General features: G+C 59.8%; 10 protein-coding genes. 4 read left to right on the top strand and 6 right to left on the bottom strand.

The window, feature by feature from the left end:
• Both ACRXB1_RS23160 and ACRXB1_RS23155 read left to right on the top strand, forming a co-directional pair.
• The coding region (locus tag ACRXB1_RS23160; RefSeq protein ID WP_449493342.1) for an AGE family epimerase/isomerase at positions 1–422 on the top strand (422 nt) is incomplete at its 5' end.
• 283 nt (positions 423–705) lie between these two features.
• Entirely contained in the window at positions 706–1,146 is a 441-nt protein-coding gene (locus ACRXB1_RS23155) for a PaaI family thioesterase (RefSeq protein ID WP_062171883.1), read from the top strand.
• Positions 1,147–1,222: 76 nt separating this feature from the next.
• Here the strand turns inward: ACRXB1_RS23155 and ACRXB1_RS23150 are convergent, their stop codons facing one another.
• From ACRXB1_RS23150 to ACRXB1_RS23130, 5 genes are all read right to left on the bottom strand, one after another.
• Complete coding sequence (locus tag ACRXB1_RS23150; RefSeq protein WP_062003525.1) at positions 1,223–2,071, bottom strand: ureidoglycolate lyase; 849 nt, start codon at positions 2,069–2,071, stop codon at positions 1,223–1,225.
• A 207-nt stretch (positions 2,072–2,278) separates the two neighbouring features.
• Entirely contained in the window at positions 2,279–3,121 is an 843-nt protein-coding gene (locus tag ACRXB1_RS23145) for an amidohydrolase family protein (protein ID WP_449493341.1), read from the bottom strand.
• On the bottom strand, positions 3,118–4,200 hold the full coding sequence (locus ACRXB1_RS23140; protein WP_449493340.1) for an aldo/keto reductase: 1,083 nt from the start codon (positions 4,198–4,200) through the stop codon (positions 3,118–3,120). The genes ACRXB1_RS23145 and ACRXB1_RS23140 overlap by 4 nt, the downstream gene beginning before the upstream one ends.
• A gap of 46 nt (positions 4,201–4,246) precedes the next feature.
• Positions 4,247–5,536 (bottom strand): UxaA family hydrolase, encoded by a 1,290-nt coding sequence (locus ACRXB1_RS23135; protein ID WP_174363458.1) that lies wholly within the window; start codon positions 5,534–5,536, stop codon positions 4,247–4,249.
• Entirely contained in the window at positions 5,533–5,880 is a 348-nt protein-coding gene (locus ACRXB1_RS23130) for a UxaA family hydrolase (RefSeq protein WP_449493339.1), read from the bottom strand. Before ACRXB1_RS23130 ends, ACRXB1_RS23135 begins: the two co-directional genes overlap by 4 nt.
• 178 nt (positions 5,881–6,058) lie before the next feature.
• On the opposite strand from ACRXB1_RS23130, the gene ACRXB1_RS23125 reads away from it, so the two are divergent.
• Complete coding sequence (locus ACRXB1_RS23125) at positions 6,059–6,871, top strand: IclR family transcriptional regulator (RefSeq protein WP_449493338.1); 813 nt, start codon at positions 6,059–6,061, stop codon at positions 6,869–6,871.
• A 115-nt stretch (positions 6,872–6,986) separates the two neighbouring features.
• Positions 6,987–7,532, top strand: coding sequence for a hypothetical protein (locus tag ACRXB1_RS23120; RefSeq protein ID WP_062003519.1), 546 nt, complete (start codon positions 6,987–6,989; stop codon positions 7,530–7,532).
• 11 nt (positions 7,533–7,543) lie between these two features.
• Here the strand turns inward: ACRXB1_RS23120 and ACRXB1_RS23115 are convergent.
• On the bottom strand, positions 7,544–8,902 hold a 1,359-nt coding region (locus ACRXB1_RS23115), incomplete at its 5' end, for a GNAT family N-acetyltransferase (RefSeq protein WP_449493337.1).

Below are 8,902 nucleotides of genomic sequence, written 5' to 3'. Positions count from 1 at the left end.
CCAATAACTGGCTCGAACCGGGTCATCAGTTCGAATGGCTGTTCCTGGTCGAAGGCAGCGGGCACGCGGCTTTCGGAGCAGCCGGGCTTGAGCACGCGTTGTTCCGCGCGTTCGATTTCGTGCAGCAATGCGGCGTGGATCCGGTGACGGGCGGCGTGGCTGCATCGGTCAGTGAACATGGCGGCGTGATCGATTCGACCCAGCGCATCTGGGCACAGACGGAATATCTGCGCGCGCTCGCCACGCACTCCGGCGATGCCGTTCGCGCTCAACTGCCCGCGCAGATCGAACGCTTTACGAAACGGTTCCTGCGGCCGAACGGGTGGATCGAAAGCCAGACGGCGGATGGCGTTATCGTCCGGTCGGAAATGCCTTCGACTACGCCCTACCACCTCGCAACCGCGTACGACGCATTGCCCTGAAGCTTCAAAAAGTGTTTCGAGCGTGCTCCGGACGCCTCGCCATTCGCGCGAGGCGTTTCGCGTTTCAGGTTTCGTGTTTCTACGTGAACTATCCCGTCCTGCATTTAAATCGCCGATAAATCACGTTTAAACCGGTAATTTGTCCGCGAATTCGAGATCGTCCTTGCACAGTGGAGAAGCGCTACCTACAGTCTTCTGCAGGACCGCGCCGATGGCCCTCGCCCCGATGCGGATTTGTGGGACTCAAGCTGACTGGACCGAAACCAAATGTAGGAGTGTCCGAATGGCCGAAATTGTCGATATCGCACGGGGCGCGTTGAACGCGCAGCCGTTTAGCGCCTTGCTGGGAACGAAGCTCATGCAAGTCGACTCCACGAGTCTCACGCTATGCCTGACCATTCGCGATGAACTCAGGCAACAACACGGTTTTGTGCACGGCGGTGTGGTGAGTTATCTCGTCGATAACGCCCTGACCTTTGCCGGCGCGCTGCGCCTCGGGCCGAAGGTGGTCACCGGCGAATACAAGATCAACTATCTGCGGCCGGCGGTATCGGGCACCTTGATGGCTCGCGCACGCGTGATCTATGCCGGAATGACGCAGGCAACGTGTCAATGCGACGTGTACGTCACCGATGGCGGCACGGAACGCCTCGTCGCGGTCGCACAAGGAACGATTCATCGGATCAGCGAAATGGCTGCGGAACTGGAGCCGGTGAGCGCTTGAAGTTTCTATTGCAATGAAACGAAAAGGGGCCGTTCCAATGGTTGTTGGAACGGCCCCTTTTCTTTATGGTGCTGGCTTACTTCGCGTCGACCGTGCGTTGTTGCTGTTCGCCCAATCCCTGAATGCCGAGACGAACCGTCTGACCTGCTTTCAGGTAAACCGGTGCGGGTTTCACGCCCATGCCCACGCCCGGAGGCGTGCCCGTGGAGATGACATCACCCGGTTGCAGGCTCATCACCTTCGACAGATACGCGACCAGTTCCGCAACGCCGAAGACCATCGTCTTGGTGCTGCCGTTCTGATAACGGTGACCGTCGACTTCGAGCCACATGTCCAGACGCTGCGGATCGGCGATTTCGTCCTTCGTGACAAGCCACGGACCAATCGGGCCGAAGGTGTCGAAACCCTTGCCCTTGTCCCATTGCGTACCGTGCTCGATCTGCCACTCGCGCTCGGAAACGTCGTTGATCACGCAATAGCCTGCAACGTAGTCCAGCGCGTCTGCTTCGCTGACGTACTTTGCATGCTTGCCGATCACCACGCCGAGTTCGACTTCCCAGTCGGTCTTTTTCGATTCACGCGGGATTTCGATATCGTCGTTCGGGCCGCAAATCGCGCTGGTCCATTTGCCGAACAGCACCGGTTCAGTCGGAACCGGCAGGTTCGATTCGGCAGCATGATCGGCATAATTCAACCCGATACACACAAACTTGCCCACGCGCGCCACGCACGGGCCAATGCGCGGTTCGCCCGTCACTTCAGGCAGCGTGGACGGATCGATTGCGCGCAGTTTGGCAAGGGAGGCGTCGGATAGCGTTTCGCCTGCGATGTCGTCAATAACGTTCGACAAGTCGCGAATCTTGCCGTTCTGATCCAGCAAACCCGGTTTTTCCTGACCGTTCGGCCCAAAGCGCAGCAGTTTCATCGTGAGTGATCCTTCAGTTTCAGGTTTTGATTCGGTTGACGAGGTGTTCGATGTGCCCCATGTGTAAAGAGGGCTTGCCAGGAGCAGCGTTTCAGAAAATGTGAGGTAGAACCATAGCATTCACATGACACGTCTTTTTACCATTCCCGGCTTTCGTTGCGATTGCTGATGCGAAATTCCATGTATACCGTCGGGATTCTTCACGCCCTATAAGCGGTAGAACGTCTTTGCGGTGTCGCCGAAAATGGCTTGTTGTTGTGGTGCGTTCAAATGCGACGTCAATTGCCGCGCTGCGTCATGCCATTGTGCGTAATCGCCGTTCAGGTTCAGCACCGGCCAGTCGCTTCCCCACATCAAGCGATCCGGTCCGAACTGCTTCAAAAGATGATCGACGTAAGGCTTCAGTATTGCCGTTGTCCAGCCCGGTGCAGCTTCGGTCGCCAAACCTGAGAGCTTGCAACGCAACCCTTGCGGCAAGGCCGCCAACTCTGCAATGCCATCCACCCAGATTTGCCACCCGGCGTCTCCGTCCTTGATTTGCGGTTTAGCGCCGTGATCGATGACGATCCGCAAATCAGGAAAACGCTTCGCAAATATCTTCAACGACGCAACGTGGCGCGGAAATATCAAAGCATCGAAGGCGAGATTGTTTTTTATCAGCGCGTGAATTGCCGGCGCCAACGCGGGATTCTCGATCCAGCGATCATCTGGCAGGTCCTGCAGCATTGGACGCACGGCCTTGAATTTCGGCTCACGTGCCAGTTCATCAATCAAATCGGCTGCGTTCGGCGCGTCCAGTGGAACCCAGCCGACCACGCCCGCGATAGATGAATCATTGCGCGCAAGATCGAGCAGGTATCGGGTTTCATCGACGGTCTGCGCCGCCTGCACAACCACCGTTCGAGAGACATTCTCCGCTTCGCGAAGCGGCTTCAAGTCATCCGGACTAAACTCGCGATACAGACCGCCAAGCTCAGGTGTCAACCAGCCGTAGTCTCCGCGCAATGGGTCCCAGAAATGCTGATGCGCATCGACGGATTCAACGCTCATGATTCGGCTTCGCCGGAACGTTCGGGCACGGGTGCCGATGCATGCAGCAGTCCCGCCGCCCGCAACGCGTCCCATAAATCAGCGGGCAGAGGATCAGCGAATGAAGCAACGTTCGACCGTACCTCGTCGGGGTTGCGCGCGCCCATCAGCACGGTGGCGACAACTTTATGCGCATAAGGAAACTGAAGGGCCGCGCTCGACAATGCGACACCATGCTCGCGGCATATTCGTTCCAGCGCATCGACGCGCTCGATGATCGAAGGCGGCGCATCGCCGTAGTTGAACTTCTGGTTGATCGCTTTCGGCGGCACATTATCGTGCGTCAACCCACGCGCGAGAATGCCCGAGTTAAATGCACCGCCCAGCAAAATGCTGACGCCGCGTTTCTCGCATTCGGGAAGCAAGTCGTCGAGGACGGCTTGTTCAAGCAAAGTGTATCGGCCGGCGAGTAACGCGCAATCGATATTAAACTCCGCCATCGCTTCCTGAACCGCCGCGCCTTCGTTCACGCCGAGTCCGACCGCTTTCACGCCACGCGATGCCCGTAGTTCATCGAGCGCGCGAAAACCGCCTTCGGCCGTGAGTTGCCGCCAGTAAAACGCGTTCTTCTCGCCGTGCGTAACGCGGCCGATGTCATGGATCAGAACAATATCGATATCCACGATTCCCAGACGCTGCTGGCTATCTTCGAATGAACGAAGAATGCCGTCGTAGGTGTAGTCGTAGGTCGCCTGGAAAGGCAGGGGATTCGACCAGCCTTCGCTGCCGTCATATAGTGTCGTGCGCGGGACAAAACGGCGTCCGACTTTGGTGGACAACACGTAGTCTTCGCGCGGATAGCGTCGCAATGCATCGCCCATGCGATGTTCAGCTTTCGTATGGCCGTAGTGCGGGGCGGTATCGAAAAATCGGATGCCAGCTTGCCAGGCGGCATCGATCGTTGCCTGCGCATCTTCTTCCGACAAGTCGTGATACAGGCCGCCAAGCGGCGCACTGCCCAACGACAGCGCCGTCACTTCCAGCGATGTTTTTCCAACCTTGCGCTTTTTCACGACGGGGTTTCCGGTGATTGGGTTCATCGCGTGGTTCTCGATGCGTAATTCGGTGCGTTATTCAATGCGTGGATCAAACCGGAGCAATCGATACCGCGTGCCGCGGCGTAGCGTTCGCCGGCAAGCACGCAGGCCCGACCGGGTCGAACGTCTTGTACGTCAGGATGAATTCCTGATGACCCAGCGATTCGGACTTCGACGCAGCGCCTGCCGCGACTTTCACGGTGACATCGAATACTTCGCGGCCTACTTCGTCGAGCGTTCCGCGGCCTTCGAGGATGCGGCCGGCATCTACGTCCATATCGCCGGAGAGATTGCGGTACGTCGCCGGGTTCGCACAAATCTTGATCACGGGCGAGATGGCCGAGCCGACCACCGAACCACGCCCGGTCGTGAACAGGATCACGTGCGCGCCGCATGCGATCAATTCGCCGATCTCGGCGTTGTCACTGATGTTCGGAAAACCGAAACGCGGTTCGCCGTCCGGCACGACATCGAGCAGATACAAGCCGCCGACCGGCGGGATATCGCCCGGTTTGATGATGCCGACAATGGGCGACGCGCCGCTTTTCGCGTACGCGCCGAGCGACTTTTCTTCTTGCGTCGTGAGGCCGCCGTCCGCGTTGCCGACCGCAAACGAACCGTGTCCCAGGATCGAGTAATAGCGCGCGGCTTTATCCACGCACGCGACGATCTCCTGCCCGAGTTCCGGCCGCGCCGCGCGACTTTTCATATGGAATTCGCAGCCGACGAGTTCGCCGGTCTCTTCGAAGATGCAGGCGGCGCCGGCGTCGATGAATGCGTCGAATGCGCGACCTACCGCGGGGTTTGCCGTAATGCCGCTGGTGCCGTCGGAACCGCCGCAAATCGTGCCGACGATGAGTTCATCGAGCGCCATTGGCACTTTTGGCTGGGCGGCAAGCGTCGCACGCGTTTCGCGAATCCAGTCGAGGCCGTTCTGGATCGTGCTGCGGGTGCCGCCCTTTTCCTGAATTGTCAGGACCTCGGCGGGACGGCCGCTCGCGCGAACGGCATCGACGAGATAGTGCTTGTTCATGCTCTCGCATCCCAGCGATACAAACAGCACCGCGCCCACATTCGGATGTGTGGTCAGCCGTTCCATCATTTTTTCGGCATAGCCATTCGGATAGCAGCCGGGAAAGCCGATCAGATGAACCGGTGGTTCCTGTTCGGTATTCGGGTCATCGAAGGCATCGAACGCGGGGCGAAACTGCGTGACGATCTCGCGCGCCACGTGATGCGCGCACTCCACGAGATAAGCAACCGCGATCACATTGCGAATACCCTTGCGGCCGTCGGCGCGCAAGAAACCCTGAAGCTGGGGAGCGGTGGTTGCTGTCATTGGCTTGGCTTTTCCCGGTGATCCACGAACGCGTGGCCGGCGTCGTGGGTAAAGGTCGGGATGTAGTCGCTCTCGAGATTGTGGGTGTGCAGGTGGTCGCCGGGCTGAACGTCCGAATTCACGTGGCCGATAATCGCGCCGTAACGAAGCACTTTTTGATCCGAGCGCAACGCGTGGCGCGCGACTTTGTGTCCAAGGTCGATGGTCTTTGCCAGCGTGACGACCTCCCCTTCAATCTCGACGCGCTCGCCCGCCTCCAGACGCGCAACTGCAATCAGGCAATTGTCTTGCGGGCTTTGAAGAATCAGACTTGGGTCGGTACGGTTGTGCGGGGTGTGCGGCACGCAGACTTCCTTGAATTCGTTTTCGATTGTGTCGCTAGCGCGGGTTTGTATCAGTACAATCGTTCATCAGTGAACGTATTATTCATATGCGGACAAGTCGAAGTCAAGCTAACTGCGCACCGAATCGGTCCGTGTTTTCCCTTAGCATCGTGCGTTTATCGTTTTCAACAAGGCCGACATGCAGGCAGAAGATCCCTCCGACGCCGACCGTTATCGCGCGCCCGCGCTGGATAAAGGGCTCGATATCCTCGAATTGCTCGCCGAGCAAAAAGATGGATTGACGCGCGCCGAGATCACGAAATCGCTCGGGCGCAACGCGAGCGAGATGTACCGGATGCTCGAACGGCTGGTTGCGCGGCAGTATGTGGTGCGCTCGCCGGCGGGCGACCGGTATTCGCTGAGCCTCAAGCTGTATGCGCTCGCGCATCGCCATCCGCCGATGAACCGCCTGATCACCGAAGCGCTGCCGGTCATGCAGCGTTTCGCTGATCGCGCCGAGCAATCGTGTCATCTCGCCACGTACGACCGGGGCAATCTTCTTGTAATCGCGCAGGTCGACGGGCCGGGCACGTGGGGTATTTCGGTGCGGCTTGGCGCGCGCATCGGGTTGATCGATACCGGTTCAGGGCGCGTGACGCTCGCGTTCCAAAGCGCCGAACAGCGCGCGCATATGCTTGCCGAACACACGCAGGTCAAGGGCGAGACAGCGCTGGACCCGGTCGCGCTCGAAAGCGCGTACGCGAGGATTCGCGCGGACGGCTTCCTGCATAAGGAAAGTCAGCAGACGTTCGGCGTCATGGATGTGAGTTTTCCGCTGCTCGGGCCTTCGGGTCAGGCCGTCGCGACGCTGACCTGCCCGTTTCTCAGGCGTATCGATGAATACGTCGCACCGTCACTTGACGACGTCAGCGCAATGCTCGGCGAAGCGGCCGCGGCGCTGTCGATGTATCGCGAGCCTGAGTTGATTTCGGTGGTTGAAGTCGATGGTTGAACTCGATGCCGTGCGCGATGCGCGGTATTCCAGCCCGGCTTGATAGAATGGCGCCCCTCTCAAAAAGCGGCTGGTCGTTTTCGTACGATCTTCCGCGTCTTCATTCAGCAAGGCCATGGCGAAACTTCTGTCCGATCCCGAATTCCAGCGCTTCTCCGAACTCCAGCAAAAACAGTCCAGCTTTACGATCACGAGCGAAGAAGCCGATGAACTGCGCGACATCGTTGCACGCGCGCAGAAAAAGCGTGACGACCGCGCAGCAGCGATGCAAAGCATCGAAACATTCATTGCGCAATTCGATATCAGCGCGGACGAGCTGTTCACCGCCGACCAGATCGCCGATGCCGCCCGCAACTTCGGCCTGATCCCTGCAGCGAAGAAAGAACGCGTCATGCCGCCGCAGTTGTCGTTCAACGGCAAGCCATATCAATGGACGAGCCGAGCGCTGCCCGACGACATCCGCGTACCCTTGTTCGAAGCGTTCACTTCGGGCGCATCGGTCAAGTCGTTTATTGCAACGCCCAAGGACACGAGCCGGTGCGCGGCTACCATCGCGCGTCTGGAGCGCGAAACCGGCAGCGTCTACGCCGACGCGTGGCTGGAAGAACTGGCGGTATCGCGTTCGCAAGTCGATGAAGCGCTCGCCAAGCTCGCGGCTTAAGCGTTAACGGTTCACGTCGGCGCCGAATCGGCGTCGGTCAGCCGCATGCGGAATCCCACCACGCCCGGGTCATCTGTCGGCGTGATCTGAAAACCGCAGCGGCGCGCGAGCGCGATCATTCCGGTGTTTTCCCGCAGCGCCTCGCCGGCGAGCCACCGCGTTCCGCGCGACTTGCAATACGCGATGATCCGCGACAGCAGCAACATGCCCAGACGCCTGCCCTTCTGATCCGACCGCACCGCTACCGCGAACTCGGCGGTCTCGTTGTCCGGATCCGCTATTGCGCGGGCCACGCCCAGTGTCTGCATCGCTTCGTCCTCACCCGTCACTGCGATAAACGCCATCTCTCGGTCGTAATCGATCTGCGTCATGCGCGCGAGCTGCGAGTGATCGAAGCTGCGTACTGAGCTGAAGAAACGCAGGCGCAGGTCCTCGGGCGTCATTGCCGCGACAAAAGCGCTGTGGGCGGCTTCGTCGTCAGGACGGATTGGACGTATGGTGACCTGGAATCCGTTCCAGTCCAGCGTCTCCTCAAGCCGGCGCGGATACGGCTGGATGGCGAGCGGCGTGCGGTGCGCGGCCAGCATCAGGTGCGGCTCATAAACCACGACCGCCTGGCGCGTGACGCGTACTGTCAGGCGCAGAGCCACGATCTGCTCGATTTCACACACCGCATTCGACAAAGCCGTCAGCGCATTCAACAAGGTCTCGGCCGGCAATTCCCGCGCCCTTGGCGAGCGCATCACGAGGTCGCGGGCGAGCAATGGATTTAGCGGCGGAAGGGCGAACTCGTGCAAGGAATCCGGCAAACCGAGCGCGCCGGCAGCCCTGAACTCGAATACCGGACCGAATATGCGGTGGTTGAGCAGACGTACATCGATTTCAATGGCGTCGTCGCTACGCGGCCCCGTTGGCCCCGCCTTCACGACAATTCCAAACTGACTCAAAACCCGCGACGCACGCTCGCCATCCAGCTCGGCCACGCCAGTGCTCAACGCAGCCATCACCTGAGCCTGCGCGCTGCCGAGCGCCCCCACCGCCTGGGGTAGCGGCCCGTCGGGCGTCTGCATCAACAATTCACGGCCCTGGCGATAGTCAACCAGCCGGGCGAAACCCCTTGCGAGCCGCTGCGGTGTGGTGTGAACCGGAATGCCGTGCGCATGCAACGCGTCGCGCGTGGCTTCATCGACACAACCAAAAAAGCACGCCAGTAATCCGCGATACGCATGATCCTTCTGGGCGATCATCATGCGCGCGACCTCGGCAACTGGTGCTGCATGCGTCGGCGCATGGACCACAAACGCAGTCCCGGTCTCACGATGCGGCGCCAGCGCTTCGAGCGCCGCGCCGAAATCAGCGGCAGTGGCGGA

This window comes from Caballeronia sp. M23-90 (assembly GCF_053574605.1).
Note: the sequence above shows the minus strand (reverse complement) of the source record. Positions and strands in the feature narration are given on the sequence as shown.